The organism is Haemophilus sp. Marseille-P9675 (assembly GCF_916862695.1).
GTDB classification, from domain to species: Bacteria; Pseudomonadota; Gammaproteobacteria; order Enterobacterales; family Pasteurellaceae; genus Haemophilus; species Haemophilus haemolyticus_K.
This window is the reverse complement of sequence record NZ_CAKASP010000005.1, coordinates 18,761-37,685: the sequence shown is the minus strand read 5'-3', so window position 1 is coordinate 37,685 and position 18,925 is coordinate 18,761. Positions and strand designations below refer to the sequence as shown.

At 39.5% G+C, this 18,925-nt stretch carries 16 protein-coding genes; 2 read left to right on the top strand and 14 right to left on the bottom strand.

What is annotated here, in order from left to right:
• Positions 1–115: 115 nt before the first annotated feature.
• The 7 genes from rpoB to LIX50_RS07655 form a co-directional block, all read right to left on the bottom strand.
• Entirely contained in the window at positions 116–4,144 is a 4,029-nt protein-coding gene (gene rpoB, locus LIX50_RS07685; protein ID WP_048952895.1) for a DNA-directed RNA polymerase subunit beta, read from the bottom strand.
• A gap of 382 nt (positions 4,145–4,526) precedes the next feature.
• Positions 4,527–5,216: a 50S ribosomal protein L1 gene (rplA, locus tag LIX50_RS07680; protein ID WP_009500432.1), complete on the bottom strand. Its 690-nt coding sequence runs from the start codon at positions 5,214–5,216 to the stop codon at positions 4,527–4,529.
• 4 nt (positions 5,217–5,220) lie between these two features.
• Entirely contained in the window at positions 5,221–5,649 is a 429-nt protein-coding gene (rplK, locus tag LIX50_RS07675) for a 50S ribosomal protein L11 (protein ID WP_005630840.1), read from the bottom strand.
• Positions 5,650–5,821: 172 nt separating this feature from the next.
• Positions 5,822–6,538, bottom strand: a complete 717-nt coding sequence (gene deoD / locus LIX50_RS07670) for a purine-nucleoside phosphorylase (RefSeq protein ID WP_048952894.1) — start codon at positions 6,536–6,538, stop codon at positions 5,822–5,824.
• Between the two features lie 69 nt (positions 6,539–6,607).
• Positions 6,608–7,861: a NupC/NupG family nucleoside CNT transporter gene (locus LIX50_RS07665; protein ID WP_005633049.1), complete on the bottom strand. Its 1,254-nt coding sequence runs from the start codon at positions 7,859–7,861 to the stop codon at positions 6,608–6,610.
• A 101-nt stretch (positions 7,862–7,962) separates the two neighbouring features.
• Positions 7,963–8,751: a 4Fe-4S cluster-binding domain-containing protein gene (locus LIX50_RS07660; protein ID WP_048952893.1), complete on the bottom strand. Its 789-nt coding sequence runs from the start codon at positions 8,749–8,751 to the stop codon at positions 7,963–7,965.
• An 8-nt stretch (positions 8,752–8,759) separates the two neighbouring features.
• Complete coding sequence (locus LIX50_RS07655; RefSeq protein ID WP_048952892.1) at positions 8,760–10,304, bottom strand: YjjI family glycine radical enzyme; 1,545 nt, start codon at positions 10,302–10,304, stop codon at positions 8,760–8,762.
• A 209-nt stretch (positions 10,305–10,513) separates the two neighbouring features.
• On the opposite strand from LIX50_RS07655, the gene LIX50_RS07650 reads away from it, so the two are divergent.
• The gene (locus tag LIX50_RS07650) at positions 10,514–11,182 is read left to right on the top strand and encodes a YczE/YyaS/YitT family protein (RefSeq protein WP_048952891.1); all 669 of its coding nucleotides are present in this window, start codon (positions 10,514–10,516) and stop codon (positions 11,180–11,182) included.
• On the opposite strand, the gene LIX50_RS07645 is transcribed toward LIX50_RS07650, so the two are convergent.
• The 4 genes from LIX50_RS07645 to LIX50_RS07630 form a co-directional block, all read right to left on the bottom strand.
• A complete protein-coding gene (locus LIX50_RS07645) occupies positions 11,126–12,166 on the bottom strand; it encodes a glycosyltransferase family 9 protein (RefSeq protein ID WP_048952890.1) in 1,041 nt (346 codons plus the stop codon). The genes LIX50_RS07650 and LIX50_RS07645 overlap by 57 nt on opposite strands.
• 67 nt (positions 12,167–12,233) lie before the next feature.
• Positions 12,234–13,313 (bottom strand): class II fructose-bisphosphate aldolase, encoded by a 1,080-nt coding sequence (gene fbaA, locus LIX50_RS07640; protein WP_005639380.1) that lies wholly within the window; start codon positions 13,311–13,313, stop codon positions 12,234–12,236.
• Positions 13,314–13,433: 120 nt separating this feature from the next.
• A complete protein-coding gene (gene pgk, locus LIX50_RS07635) occupies positions 13,434–14,594 on the bottom strand; it encodes a phosphoglycerate kinase (RefSeq protein WP_048952889.1) in 1,161 nt (386 codons plus the stop codon).
• A 95-nt stretch (positions 14,595–14,689) separates the two neighbouring features.
• Entirely contained in the window at positions 14,690–15,460 is a 771-nt protein-coding gene (locus tag LIX50_RS07630) for a ribonuclease T2 family protein (RefSeq protein WP_140523299.1), read from the bottom strand.
• Between the two features lie 77 nt (positions 15,461–15,537).
• On the opposite strand from LIX50_RS07630, the gene LIX50_RS07625 reads away from it, so the two are divergent.
• Positions 15,538–15,798: a YfhL family 4Fe-4S dicluster ferredoxin gene (locus LIX50_RS07625; RefSeq protein ID WP_005627640.1), complete on the top strand. Its 261-nt coding sequence runs from the start codon at positions 15,538–15,540 to the stop codon at positions 15,796–15,798.
• A 142-nt stretch (positions 15,799–15,940) separates the two neighbouring features.
• On the opposite strand, the gene LIX50_RS07620 is transcribed toward LIX50_RS07625, so the two are convergent.
• The 3 genes from LIX50_RS07620 to tsaD are packed head-to-tail and all read right to left on the bottom strand — an operon-like array spanning position 15,941 to position 18,816.
• Positions 15,941–17,161 (bottom strand): aromatic amino acid transport family protein, encoded by a 1,221-nt coding sequence (locus tag LIX50_RS07620; protein WP_048952887.1) that lies wholly within the window; start codon positions 17,159–17,161, stop codon positions 15,941–15,943.
• Between the two features lie 36 nt (positions 17,162–17,197).
• On the bottom strand, positions 17,198–17,779 hold the full coding sequence (locus tag LIX50_RS07615; RefSeq protein ID WP_046942645.1) for a thymidine kinase: 582 nt from the start codon (positions 17,777–17,779) through the stop codon (positions 17,198–17,200).
• An 8-nt stretch (positions 17,780–17,787) separates the two neighbouring features.
• A complete protein-coding gene (tsaD, locus tag LIX50_RS07610) occupies positions 17,788–18,816 on the bottom strand; it encodes a tRNA (adenosine(37)-N6)-threonylcarbamoyltransferase complex transferase subunit TsaD (protein WP_048952886.1) in 1,029 nt (342 codons plus the stop codon).
• Positions 18,817–18,925 lie beyond the last annotated feature (109 nt).

Here is an 18,925-nt window from a genome sequence, read left to right as displayed (position 1 = left end):
CTGTCGGAGTTAAAGGTTTAAAGTGCGGTTGAAAATTTCGATGTTTTTCCACCGCACTTCGGCGATTTTTCTTTCGTAAGGCGAGTGAATCATAAATTCTTCACTCCCCTACTGATTACTCTTCGTCTAACTCGATATTTAAACCAAGTGAGCGGATTTCTTTCATAATTACATTGAAAGATTCCGGTGTGCCTGGGTCCATGTGTTGGTTACCACTTACGATGTTTTTATACATCTTCGTACGACCATTCACATCATCCGATTTCACCGTTAACATTTCTTGTAAGGTGTAAGCTGCACCGTATGCTTCAAGTGCCCATACCTCCATCTCACCGAAACGTTGACCACCGAATTGAGCTTTACCACCCAATGGTTGTTGTGTAACAAGGCTATAAGAACCCGTTGAACGAGCATGCATTTTGTCATCAACTAAGTGGTTCAATTTGAGCATGTACATATAACCTACGGTTACTGGACGCTCGAATTTCTCACCTGTACGGCCATCATATAAAGTTATTTGACCTGAAGTTGGTAATCCACCAAGTTTTAATAGCTCTTTGATTTCAGCTTCAGCTGCACCATCAAATACTGGTGTCGCAACTGGTAAACCTTTACGTAGATTTTCAGCTAAACGCAATACTTCTTCATCTGTGAAGGTACTTAAATCCACTTTTTGTGAGCCATTACCTAAGTCATACGCTTTTTGGATATAACCACGTAATTTTTCCACTTCTTGTTTTTGTTTGAGCATTGCATTGATTTGATCACCAACACCTTTCGCTGCTAAACCTAAGTGGGTTTCAAGGATCTGACCAATGTTCATACGAGATGGTACGCCCAATGGGTTTAATACGATCTCAACTGGTTGGCCATTCTCATCGTATGGCATATCTTCAACTGGGTTAATTTTCGAGATAACACCTTTGTTACCATGACGACCCGCCATTTTATCACCCGGTTGGATTTGACGTTTCACCGCGAGGTAAACTTTAACCACTTTTAACACGCCCGGTGCAAGATCATCACCTTTGATAATTTTCTTACGTTTCACTTCAAGTTTATGTTCAAACTCTTTACGAAGTTCTTCGTATTGCTCTGCAAGCTGTTCTAATTGATTTTGTTTTTCTTCATCTGCAATGGTTTGTTCTAACCATTTAGTACGCTCTAATTTATCTAATTGAGCAACATCAACACCACAAGAGATAAGAAGATTACGAACACGTGCGAATAAGCCGGCTTCCAAGATTTCCAATTCATCAGAAAGGTCTTTTTTCGCTTGTTTTAATTGCATTTCTTCAATTTCTAGTGCGCGTTTGTCTTTTTCCACGCCATCGCGGGTGAAGACTTGAACATCAATTACCGTACCCGTTACGCTATTTGGTACGCGCAATGAAGAATCTTTCACGTCAGATGCTTTTTCACCAAAGATTGCGCGTAAAAGTTTTTCTTCCGGGGTTAATTGAGTTTCACCTTTAGGCGTTACTTTACCTACTAAGATGTCACCACCTTTAACCTCTGCACCAACATAAACAATACCAGATTCATCAAGTTTGCTTAACGCTGACTCACCTACGTTTGGAATATCAGCCGTAATTTCTTCTGCACCTAACTTGGTATCACGGGCAACACAAGATAATTCTTGAATATGGATAGTAGTGAAACGGTCTTGTTGAACAACACGTTCAGAAACTAACATTGAGTCTTCGAAGTTATAACCGTTCCAAGGCATGAACGCCACGCGAATATTTTGACCTAATGCAAGCTCACCTAAATCAGTCGAAGGACCGTCTGCTAATACTTCACCACGATTGATTGGATCGCCTAAATTCACACAAGGAATTTGGTTAATACAAGTATTTTGGTTAGAACGGGTATATTTGATTAAGTTATAAATATCAATACCTGCTTCACCTGCAATGGTTTCATCTTCATTTACTTTAATCACGATACGAGAAGCATCGACGTACTGAACTGTACCACCGCGTTTTGCAACAACCGCAACACCTGAGTCAAGTGCGATTGGTTTTTCCATACCTGTACCAACTAATGGTTTGTCAGCACGTAATGTTGGAACTGCTTGACGTTGCATGTTCGCACCCATCAAAGCACGGTTCGCATCGTCGTGCTCAAGGAATGGAATTAATGCAGCCGCAACAGATACCACTTGTTGTGTCGAAACGTCCATATAGTGAATATCTTCAGGTTTATATAAACCAGATTCACCACGTTCACCACGCGCCGTTACAAACGCATCTCTAAAGCGATTGTTTTCGTCAAGGTTTGAGTTTGCCTGCGCAATGATGTAGTTTGCTTCATCGATAGCAGATAAATATTCAATTTCTTCGGTAACTTGACCATCCACTACTTTACGATATGGGGTTTCTAAGAAACCGTAATCGTTAGTACGGGCGAACGCAGAAAGGGAGTTAATCAAACCGATGTTTGGACCTTCAGGGGTTTCAATTGGACATAAACGACCATAGTGAGTGTTATGTACGTCACGTACCTCAAAGCCAGCACGTTCACGCGTTAAACCGCCCGGACCTAATGCAGAAATACGACGTTTGTGTGTCACTTCTGATAATGGGTTGTTTTGGTCCATAAATTGCGAAAGTTGTGAAGAACCAAAGAATTCTTTCACCGCTGCAGAGATTGGTTTTGGATTAATTAAGTCTTGTGGTGTGATTGCATCTAAATCACCTAAAGATAAGCGTTCTTTCACCGCTCTTTCTACACGCACTAAACCGATACGGAATTGGTTTTCTGCCATTTCACCTACGCTACGGATACGACGGTTACCTAAGTGGTCAATATCATCCACTTCGCCACGACCATTACGGATATCGATCAATTTACGCATTACCGCAATAATATCTTCATTGCTTAAAATGCCTGAACCTTCACCTTCTGCGATCGCTAAAGAGCGGTTGAATTTCATACGACCCACGGCAGATAAATCATAACGCTCTGCAGAGAAGAATAGATTGTTGAATAACGCCTCTGAAGATTCCGGTGTTGGTGGTTCACCTGGACGCATCATACGATAAATCTCGTAAAGTGCACTGGTTTTGTCATAAGTTGGGTCTACACGTAGCGTTTCAGAAATATATGGACCATAATCTAAATCATTAGTAAATAAAGTTTCGATCGTGGTGTAACCTGCTTGCGCTAATTTTGCAAGAGTCTCTAAAGAAATCTCGCCGTTTGCAGGGCAAATAATTTCACCAGACTCTAAATCAACATAATCTTTCGACGCAACTTTACCTAAAATATATTCAGAAGGCACAACGACTTGTGAAATTTTATCTTTTTCTAATGCTTTAATATGGCGTGCGGTAATACGACGACCACGTTCAACATAAACTTTGCCATTTGCTTCAATATCAAAAGAAGCTGTTTCACCACGTAAACGTTCTGGCACTAAAGTCATTAATAATTTATCGCCAGCGATTTCAAAGGTAATTTTATCGAAGAATAAGTTTAAGATTTCTTCAGTGGTATAGCCTAATGCACGAAGAATAATTGTTGCCGGTAATTTACGACGACGGTCAATACGTGCAAATAAGTTATCTTTTGGATCGAATTCAAAATCTAACCAAGAACCACGGTAAGGAATGATGCGTGCGTTATAAAGCACTTTACCTGAAGAATGGGTTTTACCTTTGTCAGAATCGAAGAATACGCCTGGACTACGGTGTAATTGTGAAACGATAACACGCTCAGTACCATTAATTACGAAGGTACCGTTATCAGTCATTAATGGGATTTCACCCATATAAACTTCATTTTCTTTAATATCTTTGACTGCGCGTGAAGAAGATTCTTTATCGTAGCTCACTAAACGTAATTTTACACGTAAGCCCGCTGCATAAGTTGAGCCACGAATTTGGCACTCACGTACATCAAATTCAGGTTCTTCTAAACGATAATCTACATATTGTAATTCTGTATAGCCATTATTGCTTACAATAGGGAATACAGAACGGAATGCCGCTTCTAAACCTTGCTGACCTTCAGGATCTTTTTGAATAAATTTATCAAAAGAATCCAACTGAATGGTTAATAAATAAGGAACATTTAAAACTTGCGGACGTTTACCGAAATCTTTACGAATTCGTTTTTTTTCAGAATAGGAGTAACCCATTGGTTTTCCTCTGCTAACTGTTCAGTGACCTAGCCACAAACTAACTGTGACGTGAATGACCGTTAAAATGACCGCACTCTGAACCTTACTTCTGTAGTGGGGTGACAACTCAAATTACATAGGACGACAACTTGAGCAAAACAACGACAAATAACGGTGAATCTGCCATTGCATGGATGTGCTTTCTATCAAAAACACGGTTAAATTAAACAATAAAAGGTCAAAATTGATTAAAAATCAATCTAAATCTTTGCTAATTTTAAGGCGGTAAATTTTAAATGAATGCAGCTTTCTCGTCAAGTTTAAAACTTATGGAGAAATTTTATGAAATAAAAAACCGCACTTTCAAAAAGTGCGGTTTAAAATCTATCAATTCTTTAAATTATAAAGAAGCTTGATCAACAGCAACACCTGCACCCATAGTAGTAGAGATGCTTACTTTCTTGATGAAGATACCTTTAGCAGTAGTTGGTTTTGCTTTGTTTAAAGCAGCCAATAATGCTTGAAGGTTTTCTTTTAATTGAACTTCAGAGAAGTTTGCTTTACCGATAGTGGTGTGGATGATACCGTTTTTATCATTACGATAACGGATCTGACCAGATTTAGCATTTTTAACTGCTTCAGCAACGTTTGGTGTTACGGTACCAACTTTAGGGTTTGGCATTAAACCACGTGGGCCTAATACTTGACCTAATTGACCAACAACACGCATTGCATCAGGAGAAGCGATAACAACATCAAAGTTCATTTCGCCTTTTTTGATTTGCTCTGCTAAATCTTCCATACCTACTAAATCAGCACCAGCTGCTTTAGCTGCATCTGCGTTAGCACCTTGAGTGAACACAGCTACGCGTACTTCACGACCAGTACCGTGTGGTAATACAGTTGCACCACGAACGTTTTGGTCAGATTTACGAGGATCGATACCTAAGTTTACTGCAACGTCAACACTTTCAACGAATTTAGCTGTTGCGAATTGTTTTAATACTGCGATCGCTTCGTTGATTTCGTATGCTTTAGTAGAATCTACGCCAGCTTTGATTGCTTTCATTTTTTTAGTCAATTTAGCCATCGTATTATTCCTCCACCACTAAGCCCATAGAGCGAGCAGTACCAGCAATTGATTTCATTTTGGTTTCGATAGTCGCGCCAGTCATATCTGCTGCTTTAGTTTCAGCGATTTGACGAACTTGATCTAAAGTTACTTTACCCACTTTATCTTTGTTCGGTTTACCAGAACCAGATTTGATACCTGCAGCTTTTTTCAATAATACTGCTGCTGGTGGAGTTTTAGTTACGAAAGTAAATGAACGGTCTGCATATACAGTGATAACAACCGGAATTGGTAAACCTTTTTCTAAGCTCTCAGTACGAGCGTTAAATGCTTTACAGAATTCCATGATGTTCACACCTTGTTGACCTAATGCAGGACCAACTGGTGGTGATGGGTTTGCCATACCAGCTGCAACTTGCAACTTAACGTAGGCTTGGACTTTTTTTGCCATTTTAGTTTTCCTCTAATTGGGTAATAACGCTATTAAATAGCTCCCCGATAATTTTCAGTACAACATTCATTGCACCACACAAAAATATGAGCCGCGAACGGCTCATAATGGGTGCGGATTATATAAAAAGTGCGGTTGTTTTTCAAGCACTTCTTAAATCCACTATAAGAAATTATTGTGCATCACCAATTAATACTGAATCCAACGCAATTTCAATCATATCATTGAATGTTAATTGACGTTCTTCTGCTGTGGTTTGTTCATGTGTACGAATATGGTCAGACACAGTACAAATCGTTAAGGCTTTCGCACCATATTCTGCAGCCACACCATAAATTCCGGCAGCTTCCATTTCCACGCCTAAGATGCCGTATTTTTCCATTACATCGAACATTTCAACATCAGGCGTATAGAATAAATCTGCCGAGAATAAGTTACCGACACGAACAGCCTTGCCTTTTGCTTTTGCAGCTTGAACAGCGGCTTGTGCCATATCGAAGTCAGCAATAGCTGCAAAGTCGTTATCTTTGAAACGAATACGGTTTACTTTTGAATCAGTACATGCACCTAAACCGATAATCACATCACGTACTTTTACGTCCATACGAACAGCGCCACAAGAACCTACACGGATAATTTTTTTCACACCGTATTCAGTGATTAATTCTTTCGCGTAAATAGAGCAAGATGGAATCCCCATACCGTGGCCCATAATAGAAATCTTACGACCTTTATAAGTCCCAGTAAAACCAAGCATATTACGAACATTTGTTACTTCTACTGCATCTTGCAAAAACGTTTCTGCAATGTATTTTGCACGAAGTGGATCGCCTGGCATTAAAACAACATCAGCAAATGCACCTTCAGGCGCGTTAATATGTGGAGTCATAATTTTCCTTCCTTTTTTCAAATGTAAAAATAAAAAGTGCGGTCATTTTTCACCGCACTTATCCGAGAATTAAAGCGCTGCAGCACCAAGTCCGATGAACAAGCCAGCAATCGTTGCACTCATTAAGTTTGCTAAAGTACCTGCGATTACCGCTTTCAAGCCTAAACGTGCCACATCACTACGACGGTTTGGCGCCATTCCACCTAAACCACCGATTAAGATTGCAATTGAGCTGAAGTTAGCAAAACCACAAAGTGCGAAAGTAATAATTGCTTTAGTTTTTTCAGTTAATACAATCGCAGAATCTGGTTGTAAGTATTTTGCAAATTCAAGATAACCTACGAATTCGTTAACGGCTAATTTCATCCCGATCATTTGTCCTGCGATACCGGCCTCAGTGCCGTCAGTTACACCGATTAAATATGCTAATGGTTTGAAAACTAAACCAAAGATAGATTGTAAAGTTACGTCGCCATAGCCAAACCAGCCACCAACGCCACTTAAAATACCGTTAATTAATGCAATTAAACCAACGAATGCGATTAACATTGCACCTACGTTTAACGCAAGTTGCATACCTGCACTCGCACCGCCCGCCATTGCTTCAAGTACGTTAGTTGGTTTTTCTGAATCATTGTCTTCTGGTTGTTTATCAGAGAATTGTTCTGTTTGTGGGAACATTAATTTCGCAAATAACAAACCTGCTGGAGCCGCCATAAATGACGCAGCGATTAAGTATGTCAATGGCACGCCCATTCCAGCATACCCCGCCATTACTGAACCCGCGATAGACGCCGTACCACCCACCATGATGGCAAATAATTCAGATTGGGTCATATTTTTAATGTAAGGGCGAACCACCAATGGTGCTTCAGTTTGACCTACGAAGATGTTCGCAGCAGCTGACATGGATTCTGCTTTTGACGTACCCAATGCTTTTTGTAATGCACCACCTAATACTTTAATTACCACTTGCATAATGCCAAGATAATAAAGCACTGAGATTAAGCCAGAGAAGAACACAATAATTGGTAATACTTTCACTGCAAAAATGAAACCTGAAGGTTTGCTTGGATCAGCTAAACCACCAAATACAAAGTTAATACCTTCGTTACCGTAAGCAATAACATTTGATACGGCATCAGCAGTTGCACCAAGTGCTTGTTTACCTGCTGGCACATATAAAATAAGGGCGGCAAATCCAACTTGGATTGCTAACGCCCCGAGCACGGTTCTGATACTAATCGCTTTACGATTATTGGAAAGTAACACGGCAATAGCGATTAATACGACCATTCCCAAAATGCTGCTTAACACACTCATTTGATTCCCCTAGATTGGTTAAGTTAATAAAAAAATCGGCTTATTCTACTTGTTTTCTCACAAAAAGTCGGCGAATTTTCACCGCACTTTCTTGTAAGCGACTACAAAATAGTCAAAACCTTGTTAATTCCACATTGACGCGCATAAGCAGCCAATGCATTAGTTTCTTCCGCACTTGGAATGTGCGTTGATAACCCAGTTTCATCGCGCGCACCTTTACTATGCACACGGATAATTTTTAATGCCACATCAGGATAATTTCGTAAAAGTAGCGCAACTTTTCCCACTAAATGTTCAGCATCAAAAAAATGCTTTAAAAAAACTAACCGCACTTCTTCCACTTTATTTAACGGTAACAAGGCAGCCAAATTTTGTAAATTTCGCTCCAGTTTATCGTTTTTTATGTGTAAACGTTGTGGTATCACTTGCTGTGGCACAATTCCTGTTTGATTTTGTCGGTCAAAACAAAGCGTTTGTAAACCAGCGCCCTCTCCTTTCAGATCAAATAAAAATTTATCAGTGACATCAATTAACGAACGAATACGATCAAACTCAAAAAAGCCACTACTATCCAAATAACAGGTTAATCCTTGCGAACGTAAAGCCTCAAATAGCGGGACGAGTTTTTTATGATGGATAGTCGGTTCACCGCCTGAAATTGTGACACCTCGAATAAATGGAACCGCCTCCATAACCTGTTCATACAAATACTGCAAACTAACCAATTTCGCATTTTCCGTATAACGAGGAATAGTTTCTGGATTATGGCAATACAAGCAATTTAACTTGCAACCTTGCAGAAAAATACTCGAACGATTGCCTTGTCCCTCTACATTTGAAAAAGGAATAATCCGATGCAACGGCACAAGAATCTCAGAAAGTGCGGTCATTTTTCCAATTATTTTTCAGCGGTAACATCTTTTTCATCGCGTAATTGGCGATCAAACACGTTGGCACATTCATCCGTACCTGAGCCATACCAGGTTGTATCGCGTAATGCGACTTCGCCTTTACGGTATTTTTCAACTTCGCTTTTCTTCACTAAATAACCTGTAACGCGAATTAAATCCGTATTTTTCAAATAGGTGGTAATGTAGCGATAGCCTAAAGAGAATGCACCGTCAATAATATCCACCACCGCATCGCAGTGATCTACATAGGTTTGATCAAATGCGAATAAATCCCCTGTACCAGATGGGAAATACTTATGGAACGGGGCAGACTGTTTTAAATGTGCAAGTAACGTTGGTTCTTCGCCTACACGAATACGGTGAGCCGGTGCGTTACGTTTGTCTTCTTCGTGGTTACTTGCGCCAACTTGCGCATGTAATAAATAACGATTGCCAGTGCGTTCAGCATAAACCCCTTCATGAGCATCAGTGATTTCTTTAAGTTTATCCATAATTGCTGTCGCAATTTCATCACCGCGAGCACTCTTACCAAAGGTTTCATTTAAGCCTTCACATTGCAATAAGTGGTTTGCTGCATCTGCCAAGCCCACAATTGCGAACATCCCCGTAAAATTAGTGCGTTTGATAAAGCCTTCTTTTTCGAGGAATGAACTGTTAAAGAAATTACTTTCTTCCACTACAAACTTATGGCGTTTATCCATGGTTGAAAGAGCACATTTCGCCACACGTGGTAATAATTCATTCAGCATTTCATCCGCACTTTTACACGCGCGAGCAATCGTCCCTAGACGTAAACGTGTTAATGTGTAGGCACCGCCACATTCAGGCAGTGCGTTATAGCAACTTGCTACTCCATATTCTTCACCTAGATCAGAAATATAGTAGGCATCGTTCGCAAAAGATGGTTTGGAAACTAATAAACAGGCTTTTGCTGCAAGTTCAGCAAACTCACGGCTCGTTTTGGATTTATCATAACGAATGGTCATATTCGGTGTTGGCGCTTCAAGCTCAATCACTGCACGTAAAATCAAGCGACCCGCTTTCGTATCATAAGGCCCAATATTGGCATGACAAAATGAATCAGGCACAGTTTTGTCGATATGATTTAAGAAACGTTTAATTTTTATATAGTCTTTTTCTTCATCAGTAATGAAAGGTTCGAGCAATACATCAAGACGACCAACATAAACAGGATAAGTTGTAATGGATGGCACGTGGGAATAAAGAATCAATAATCCATCAAGTGCTTCATCCAGATCTTTTGGTGGCGGCAACTCTAAAAATTCGCAGCCTTTTTGGATATACACATTGTAATCAGGCAGGATATAGCGAGGACGATAAATAGCGTAACCTTCACATAAATCACAAATCATCTGATTCTGTAAAAAGCCCCATTCTTCATCGGTATAGCCAAGCAAATCGCGAGGATCAAATAAACGCTCAGCAATATTGCCTAATGTCATTAATTTTTGATGATAAGTCAGATTATTGGCTTTAACCGTATCGAGAATATCTTGAAGTGTTGCTAACATAATTTTCTCCCATTAAGAATTGGGCATATTGTACGAAATGGAGAGATATTAAACAATTTTCAAAATGTGAGTAAGATCACAGTTTTAGAAATTAATATTGATACAAATAGTCATGTATTTCTATAAGATACAGTTCTAAAATAGAACATTAAATTGTTTCATTTTTTCTACATTTCCTTTTATTATGGCAAGAATTAAAAGGATATTTTATGAAGAAAAAAGTACGTGTTATTCCCCATACATCTTGGGCGGCGACATCTCTTTGGTCGTTGGACATCAAAACATTGTCAGTTTTGATCTTTGCCTTATCAATCCTTGGTATCGGCGATGGATTAATCGTGCTTTCGAATTTAGGTTCAACACCTTGGACGGTGCTTTCACAAGGCATTGCAATACAAACTAATATGAGCATCGGTTGGGCATCATTTTTTATCAGTTGTATCGTAATGATAGCTTGGTTTCCACTAAAACTTCGATTAGGATTGGGCACTCTACTTAATATCGTTATTATTGCTTTTTTCCTTGGTCTCACAACAAAAATACTGGCCACACCAAGCTCATTAGCAGAACAACTATTATATGGTACGGTAGGCTTATTACTTTATGGCTTAGGCACAGCCCTATATCTTACCTGCCATTTAGGCGCGGGTCCAAGGGATGGATTAATGGTTGGTTTCTGTCAAAGATTTTATTTAAAAGTGAGCATCGTCAGAACAAGCATTGAAATCTTTGTTTGTATTCTAGGGTTTATCCTTGGTGGCACCGTCGGTTTAGGGACAATTATTTTTGCCGCCAGTATAGGATGGATAGTTCAGATTTGCTTAAACATCATTGCTCAATGCCCACATTTTTCTCACAAAGGGGAAAATGGTTACTAAAGCATTATTTATTGAAATTAAACCTAGATTCATTTGAGTCTCTTTTCCCGCGGGTGGACAAAATGCAAGATGCTTATCGACATCATTAATCGGTTTCCAGCGTCTCGGCTGAGAAGAACGACTATTTGGATAAAATCCGATAGTTGGAATATTAAACGCACTACTCAAATGCAATGGACCAGTAGATCCCGCAATAAATAAATCCGCACAAGCCAAAGAATGCGCAAAATCCACTAAACCTTTATTCTTATCGTAAATAACTACGCGTGAATCATTAACTAGATTAGCTAACTCATGGGCCTTTTCACTTTCGCCAGGTCCTGCAGTCAGCACAACATTACAATCAAACTCAGCCAATAAGCCTTTAATTAAATCCGCATATTGCGCTAAAGAAAGATTCGTAGCTGAACCACCAGAACCGCTATGTACAAAGATCCATTTTTTATTTGCGGAAAGTCCTAAACTCTCTTGCAAGAAAACACGTTGATTTTCCACCGCACTTTTCTCAAAGGTTAAATAAGGCGGTTTAGGTTCAACAACTGGCATATTATGCTTGTGCAAAAAAGCGCGGACTAAATCTTGATTGTATTCAGCTTCCGATTTTTCAGAACGAGAACGACGTTGTATTAGGCGGTGATTATAGAGAATTTGAACCCATTTCGTTGCTGGCGCGAGACGATATTTAATCCCACTTTTCCAAGCGAGTTTTCCATTATGGGTATTGGAAAAAAAACTAATCATTCCATCAAACTGCTGCGCTTTGATTTCCTGCACAAGACGTTTGAAATCCGTTTTATCATTTTTTTTGCTATCAATAATGACATGATCAATAAACGGACAAACTTCCGCTAAAGGCGCAGTGTAACTCGGAACAAGAGCGGTTAATTTTAAAGAAGGATTCGATAACTTCAGCATAGCAAAAGCGGGCCATGCTTGCATAAAATCGCCTAATTTATCGTTACGAATAACTAAGATCTTTTCCATAATTTCTCCGCTAAAATAAAAAAACCGCACTTGAAAGTGCGGTCGTATTTTATGTTATTTTTGTGGATTATAAAACATCAACACAATTTAAGTCTTCGAAAGATTGTTCTAAGCGTTTAGACATAGATTCTTCCATTTTACGTAACCAAACACGTGGATCGTAGTATTTTTTGTTTGGTGCATCTGGACCTTCTGGGTTACCTAATTGACCTTGAAGATAAGCTTCATTTGCTTTATAGAAATTCAAAATACCATTCCAAGATGCCCATTGAGTATCGGTATCAATGTTCATTTTGATTGCACCATAGCTAATTGCTTCGCGGATTTCTTCGCGGCTAGAACCAGAACCGCCGTGGAATACGAAATTAATTGGTTTTGCAGGAAGATTACGTTCTTTCGCAACGAACTCTTGTGATGCACCTAAAATAGATGGTTTTAATTTTACGTTACCTGGTTTGTAAACACCGTGTACGTTACCGAATGCAGCAGCAACGGTAAAGTTAGGGCTTACTGGATTTAATTGGTCGTAAACATAAAGCACGTCAGATGGTTGAGTGTATAAACGAGACTCATCAACACCAGAATTATCTACGCCATCTTCTTCACCACCAGTAATACCGATTTCGATTTCAAGGGTCATCCCCATTTTATCCATACGAGCAAGGTATTCACGGCAGATTGCCATATTTTCTTCCATTGGCTCTTCAGAAAGGTCAAGCATGTGAGAAGAGAATAATGGACGGCCAGTTTCTGCGAAGTGTTTTTCACCTGCGTCAAGTAAACCATCAATCCATGGAAGTAATTTTTTCGCTGCGTGGTCAGTGTGAAGAATAACAGGAACACCGTATTCTTTAGCTAAAGTATGAACGTGTTTCGCTCCAGCAATCGCACCAAGTACATCAGGACGAGCACCGCTTGCAGGTTTAATACCTTTACCCGCATAAAACGCCGCACCACCGTTAGAAAATTGAATAATAACTGGCGCTTTTACGCGTGCAGCAGTTTCTAACACGGCATTAACTGAGTCAGAACCCACGCAGTTTACTGCTGGGATAGCAAAGTTATGCTCTTTTGCATAAGCAAAGATTTTTTGCACATCTTCACCTGTTACGACACCAGGTTTCACGATATCTAATAATTTAGCCATACTTGTGTTTCCTTTTTATGTTTAGCGGGACAAACCCACAATTGGAGAATTTTTTTGACTTTTTATTGATGGCGACATTTTTAATGATCGCCATCGATATGTCACATAGGAAAAGTGCGGTTAGTTTTTCGCACGTTTTTCAAGAATTTCTACTGCTGGTAATACTTTGCCTTCTACGAATTCTAAGAACGCGCCGCCACCCGTTGAAATGTAAGAGATCTTGTCTGCAATACCGAATAAATCGATAGCCGCTAAAGTATCACCGCCACCTGCGATAGAGAATGCATCGCTATTTGCAATTGCGTGAGAAATGATTTCAGTCCCTTTACGGAAGTTAGGGAACTCAAACACACCAACTGGGCCATTCCATAAAACGGTTTTTGCATTTTTGATGATTTCAGCCAATTGTTCTGCAGATTTATCACCGATATCGAAGATAGATTCCTCATCCTTCACTTCAGTCACTGATTTTTCTGTTGCTGCTGCCGTTTCAGAGAATTCTAAACCTACACGCACATCAACTGGCACAGGAATATCTGTGCTTGCTGCTAATTCTTTCGCAACTGGAATTAAATCAGCTTCATATAAAGATTTACCTACATTATGGCCTGCTGCCGCAATGAAAGTATTTGCAATACCACCGCCCACAATAATTTGGTCAGCGATTTTTGAAAGAGAATTTAATACTTCTAATTTAGTGGAAACTTTAGAACCACCAACAATAGCCACCATTGGACGAGCAGGCTCTTTTAATGCTTTACCTAATGCATCTAACTCAGCAGCTAATAATGGACCTGCACAAGCGATTGGTGCAAATTCTGCGACACCATAAGTTGAAGCTTGCGCACGGTGAGCGGTACCAAAAGCATCCATTACAAATACATCGCAAAGTGCGGCATATTTTTTACCTAATTCTGGATCGTTTTTCTTTTCACCTTTGTTCACGCGTACGTTTTCTAAAACAACAATTTCGCCTTCTTTAACATCTACGCCGTTTAAATAGTCTTGTTCTAAACGAACATTAAAACCTGCATCTTTTAAGTAATCAACAACTGGTTGTAAAGAATCTTCTGGTTTGAATTCACCTTCAGTTGGACGACCTAAGTGAGAAGTTACCATCACTTTTGCGCCTTTTTCTAAGGCTAATTTTAAAGTAGGAATGGTCGCACGAATACGCGCATCTGAGGTCACTTTGCCATCTTTTACTGGCACATTAAGATCCGCACGGATAAATACACGTTTACCGGCTAAATCTAAATCGGTCATTTTGATTACTGACATAATCTATCCTCTTGTTAAGTTAAAATTAAAATTGAAAACTTTTCGTATTATACCTACTTCGCGCTAGGTTGTAACGATTTAGATCAAAGAAATTCTTATTTGCTTTGGCAATTCATTACCTGCCATTTTTTATCATAACAAATGAATAATTCGTTTCGGCTTGCACCTAAATAAGCATTTTTTAATTGTGGATTATGTTGTTTCATCCAACGAAAAAGTTCATTACGGCTTAAATTTTGATTCGGTAATTTTAATGAGCTAAATAATTCCTGCTCCTTAGCAAAATATTGCTGGGCAGAATCAAACGCGCAGCTGCCGTGTTTTTCCCATTCTCCTTGTAATAATTGTTCACCGGGTGAAATAGCCAAATATTGTGCTAATAAATCTTTTGGCAATGCGGGTAAATCGCCCTTGCAAAAACGTGGATGATCCGTCACTGAAAGTGCATTCGCATTTTGAGGCCACAGCCCATGAACGACCCAACCTAAAGCGCGGTTATTTCCGCATTGATATTGAGAAGAGGAAGGCAGCTGATTACCATATTTTTCACGCTGAATATCACAAAATCCAGGTGACCAAGATAATGCCAACATATAATAATCGACAGGCGCCTTTGCATTTTGCCCGATAGGATCATCACGCATAATCACATCATAATTGGCAAAAACATTCGGATTTTTCACCGCACTTTTCTCAATATCCGTCCGATTTGTCTCAAATTTAGGCTCAGATGCTTTTGTTTGCTTAGCCTGTTCGATTGTAGGAGAAGGTAATTGATTTTTAGTTTTGGTTGAATCGGTAAAATATTGCCAAATTGCTAATACAACGAGGACAATAAGAGAAAGGGTGGAAGTGAATTTTTTCATAAATTTTGTTTAGTTTTTGTCAATCAAGTTTTTGTCGGCTATAATTCGCGGCTTTCAACTTTCTATTAAGGATCACAATGGCATTACTCATCACTAGCAAATGTACCAACTGCGATATGTGCTTACCAGAATGCCCGAACGAAGCCATTTCCATTGGCGATGAGATTTATGTGATCGATCCTGTACTTTGCACAGAATGTGTCGGCCATTACGATACCCCAACCTGTCAAAAAGTTTGCCCAATCACTAACTGTATTAAGCCCGATCCTGAACATCAAGAAACCGAAGAACAGCTTTGGGAACGCTTTGTGATGATTCATCATTCAGATAAATTGTAATTTTTAAAGCAACTGAAATATGACTTATTATCTTCTAAAATAGTGCGGTTAATTTTGAGCTTATTTTTATTATCAAAAAACTGAAATTTTTCACCGCACTTTTATCTATAAAAAGAACCACATTGAGTTACTTTTCTTCACATTACCCCGCTACGGCCGGTAAATATCCCCATTGAATTAAAAATGGAATGACCATAATCACCACGCCAATCAATAACGCAAACACCAAAGCAAAATTACCGCCAGCAACACGATATGGCAATGTTGGATTTTCAATACGTGTACGCGATGCCAAGCCAATTGGTAAAATTAAGCAATAGAACGCACACAACAAACCAGCGTAACTTAATGCAGTAATAAATCCTTCAGGATAAAACAATGCAAATACAAGTGGCGGTAAAAATGCGGCAATGGTTAATACAACGCGATTATTTGGCAAATGATAGCGTTTGAATAAATCACCTAAGCCTTCAAACACACCAAGCATTACGCCTAAGAATGAAGTAATTAAAGCCAGTGATGAGAACACGCGCACTACTTCCCCCATAAAATGAGAACCTGTGATTTCACGTGTTGCATTCACTAAACCATTTAGCGTTGGGTCAGCTTGTAAAATACGCACAAATTCACTTTGACTTAATACACCATGAGTTGCTAACTGCCATACAAGATAAGCGGCTAATGGAATCGCGGTACCAATCAAAATAGCACGACGAAATTTTTCTACACTTCCACCTAAGTAGCTATTTACACTCGCCATAATGACGTGGAAACCGAAAGAGGTGAAAAATATCGGTGCAGCAGAAACCACAAAAGCATAATCCAAAGGCAATGCCATTAAATTATCTGTTGATACTTTGGGAAGCATCATAAATAGCACAAAAGCAAAGGCGACTAACTTACCAATAAATAACACGCGAGTTAAACCATCCACGCCTTTCGTTCCTATAACGACAAAAGAACCTAATACCACAGTAAAGATAATAATCGCGGTTTTAAGCGACATCGCCTCCATTCCAAAAGCAGTTGGCAAACCTGAAAGTAAAGATCCACCACCCGTAATATAAGCGGCTGAAAGCGCATAAAGTAAAATTAACAAACTCAACGTTGCTAAAATTCGTCCCGGAACGCCAAAATATTTTTCAGCTAGCGTGGCAACACCATCATCCAACTGATCCGCTGTTTGATACACTTCTACAAACAACAATCCACTGTAAACCAACAAAGCCCACAAGCCAACGAGCAATAACACGGTATAACCAAAGCCCATGCCCGCTGATGTAAGCGGCATAGCAAGCATACCTGCTCCAATGGTTGTGCCTGCAATAATTAGTGCACTCCCAAATGTTTTATTCTGTAACATAAAATTATCCTTATAGTGTTGTGTTTGAAAACTAATTTAAAGTTGACCGCACTTTTCTTTATAATGTAAACGGCAAACAGAAAGGTAAGAGTCATTGCCGCCAATTTGAATTTGCGCGCCTTCTTTAATAACCTCGCCTTGATCATTTAAGCGCAAAACAAAATTAGCCTTACGGCCACAATAACAAATTGTTTTTAATTCTTCGAGTTGATCTGCCCAAGCCAGTAAATATTTACTTCCTTCAAAAAGTTCCGCTTGGAAATCTGTACGCAAGCCATAACAAAGCACAGGGATTTTGAGTTTATCGACGACATCGCTCAACTGGTAAACTTGTTGCTTGCTAAGAAATTGAGCTTCATCCACCAGCACACAATGCACTTTTTCTTTTTTTAAGTGCTCATTGATTTCATCAAACAAATTGGTTTCCGAGCGAAATAAAAAAGCATCTTGCGAAATGCCAATACGCGATGTGACTTTCCCCACACCAAAACGGTCATCAATCGCAGCCGTATAAACTACTGTGTTCATATCGCGCTCACGATAGTTATAGGAAGATTGTAGCAACGTCGTTGATTTTCCAGCGTTCATTGTGGAGTAATAGAAGTAGAGTTTCGCCATTTTTTCTCCTAAATTGCTGGTAATTCCGTCATAGCCCAACGAGGCTTAACATCAATAGCCAGATCGCTATGCTGACCTTGTTTTAAACGTAAAAAACCTGTGTAAGCAATCATGGCACCATTATCTGTACAAAATTGAGGTTGAGGATAAAACACTTCACCACCTAAATTTTGCATTAAGTGCGCAAGCGTTTCTCGGAGTTTTTTATTTGCACTCACTCCCCCCGCAATCACTAAACGTTTATAGCCAGTTTCTTTTAATGCGCGCTTACATTTAATAGCAAGGGTATCCACCACCGCATCTTGGAAAGCATAAGCAATATCTGATTTAGTTTGCTCTTTTAGTTCACCCTCGTTTTTAATTGCTTGATTAATCGTATTCGCAGCAAACGTTTTTAAACCAGAAAAACTAAAATCAAGGCCTGCACGATCTGTCATTGGACGTGGAAATGTGAAACGATTTGGCGTGCCTTTTTCTGCTAAACGAGAAAGTGCCGCGCCACCAGGATAATCTAGTCCAAGTAATTTTGCTGTTTTATCAAAGGCTTCACCTGCAGCGTCATCAATGGATTCACCAATCACTTCATATTTTCCTACACCATCTACACGTACCAATTGAGTATGACCACCCGATACCAACAAAGCAACAAAAGGAAAGTGCGGTGAGTTTTCATCAAGCATTGGCGCAAGTAAATGCCCTTCCATATGATGAACTCCAATCGCTGGGACATTCCACGCATAAGCTAAAGAACGCGCAATCGTAGCGCCGACGAGCAATGCGCCGACAAGCCCAGGACCACTCGTATAAGCCACGCCATCAATATCGCTTGCCGTTAACCTAGCTTCTTCTAGCGCAGCTTTAATGAGAGGAGCTGTTTTACGAATATGATCGCGCGATGCTAATTCAGGAACCACACCACCATAATCTGCATGTAGGGCAATTTGAGTATAAAGTTGATTAGCAATTAATCCTTTTTCTTCATCATAAATTGCTACGCCCGTTTCATCACACGAGGTTTCAATGCCTAAGATTTTCATTGATTTTCTTAATTTATTACCTAAAATGTTGCGCGATTTTACCCTGTTTAAGCGGTTTTAACCAGTTGAAACCACAAATATTAAGGTGAATTGGCATTCTTTCCTTTAC